At 29.0% G+C, this 2,382-nt stretch carries 1 protein-coding gene; it reads left to right on the forward strand.

What is annotated here, in order from left to right; translation table 11 throughout:
* Positions 1–2,382 (forward strand): MucBP domain-containing protein (locus AC5EAH_RS07975; RefSeq protein WP_493494250.1); only part of this gene is annotated, 2,382 nt, incomplete at both ends.

Raw genomic sequence — 2,382 nt, forward strand, 5'->3', positions numbered from 1 at the left:
AAACAACACGTAATCCAAGAATTATAACAAAAGAAACAACAGAATTACCAAATTCTAAATTTAGAGCAACACCAGAAGTATCATCATCATTAGTAGATTATACAATTACTAATTCTGAAAATCCTCCATTAGTCGATCCAAATGCAAATAGACATACATTTAATGTAATAAAAAATAGAGAATCTAATTATAAATATGTTTTTTCAACATCTACGGATGATTTAGGACCAGTAAAAAATCCAGAAGATCCTATACAAGTTCAAAATCCTACAAAGATATATATTACAAGTTTTAATGAAAACGATGTTCAAGTAGGTAATACTGAAACATTAGTGATTAATAAGGGTCAAACATTAACTGCTTTTAACAATCAAAAAGGTAAACCTGTGTTTTCTGTTGATAAAACTAGTGTGAATTTAACTATTTCTGAAGGTAATAAACCATTAAATATTATTTACTCGAACGGTGTTAATCATAAACAACCCGCAGATTTGAATGATTTGGTTATTCAAATTCCTAAACATGTTTATCAAGTTACACATTATCAATTATTAAAAGAAGTTGAAGATGGTCAAAAATTTGATGTTGAAAAAAATGGTAAAAAATATATTAAAACAAATGAAGTTATACGTTCAGACGAAAAACAATCAAGTTGGACGCATAATGTATACAATACGGTACCATTAGAATTAGAAGGCTATGAATATATCACTAGTACACCTAATCAAAAAGGTGTTGTAAGTTCTGGTGTAGCACTGTATAAAGGTGATTTTAAATATACATCAAATGAAGTTAAAGGATATAAAACTGATCCTAGAATAGTAACTGTTTATCAGAAAAAAGAATATGTAGATAACAAAGGAACAGCAAACATTATTGTATACTTAACACCAAGAAACTCAACTGACGATAAATTACCGAGTGCGGAAGAATTTTTTAAAAACATAGATAAGTATACAACTTATTCTGATAAAGTTTATAATTTCAAAGGTTTATCAGATGAAGAACTTTCAAAAGTAGATAAAGATGGTAATCCGTTCAATTCTTATATTAGTAATGATAAAAATGCATTTTATTTAGCTCATATTTCTTTACCAGGTGAAAATGATAATATTCTTGAAACATTTAAACAACCAACTGAAATTAAAAATGAAGCTGCAGGGAATAAAATAAAAGTAACATTTCCATTAGCAAATGGTACAATAGATAATACAGGAAGAATTACGTTAAGTCATACTTGGTTAGATTCTTCAGAAGTTGTTTATTATTATATCGGTGGTGGAGAAGTTAATGTTCGTTATGTAGAAAAAGGACATGATGAAGATTTAAAAACATCAGAAAATGATACGCCAGCAAATGAAAAATTAGGTAAAGCTTATGATACAACTGACCATAAGACAGATGAAATTAAAAAAGATGGTAAAAAATATAAAATTTTACCTGAAAATCCAGTGCGTAAAAATCAAGGTGATGCTGCAGAAACAGGTACTGTAACTTCTAGTAAACAAACAGTTGTTTATCAATATCAACACGTAGGTGGAGAAGTTAATGAACGTTATGTTATTGAAAATACAGAAACAGAACTGCAACCATCTAAAGTAGTTAAACCAGCAGATACACCATTTGGTGAAGCATATACAGGTGATAAACCAAATGAAATCACAAAAGATGGTAAAGTGTATACTTTATCAACAACAGCACCAGTTCGTAACAATGCAACTGATGCAGCAGAAACAGGTACAGTAAAAGATGAACCACAAACAATTGTTTATCAGTACGTATTAAAAGAAGTAGCTAAAGGTGATGTTGTTGTTAAATATGAAGATACTAAAGGTAATCAAATTAGAGTACCTATTAATGATGAAACACAAGCACCAGTAGGTAAAGATTACAACACAACAGATAATAAACCATTGTTAATTACAACGGCAGATAATAAAAAATATGCTATAGATCAATCAAAAACAAAAGGTAAAGAAACAGGTAAAGTAATAGAAGGTACAACAGAAGTTACTTATGTTTATAACGAATTAACTGGTAATGTTGTTGTTAATTATACAGATGAATCTGGTAAAGTGATTAAACAACCAGTGAAAGATGAAGTAAATGCTTCAAATGATACACCATACGATACAACTGATCGTAAAGATGCAACAATTGATTTTGAAGGTAAAACATATATTTTAGTACCTGAAAAAACAAAAGGTGCTGAAACAGGTAAAGTTGAAGCAGAGAAAACAAAACAAGTAACATATGTATATAAATTACAGGAAGAACCTAAAGGTAATGTAATTGTTAAATATGAAGACGAACAAGGTAATAAAATTAAAGAACCTGTTACTGATGAAAATCAAGTACCAGTAGGTACACCATATGATACAA

This window comes from Staphylococcus sp. B1(2026), from assembly GCF_058895785.1.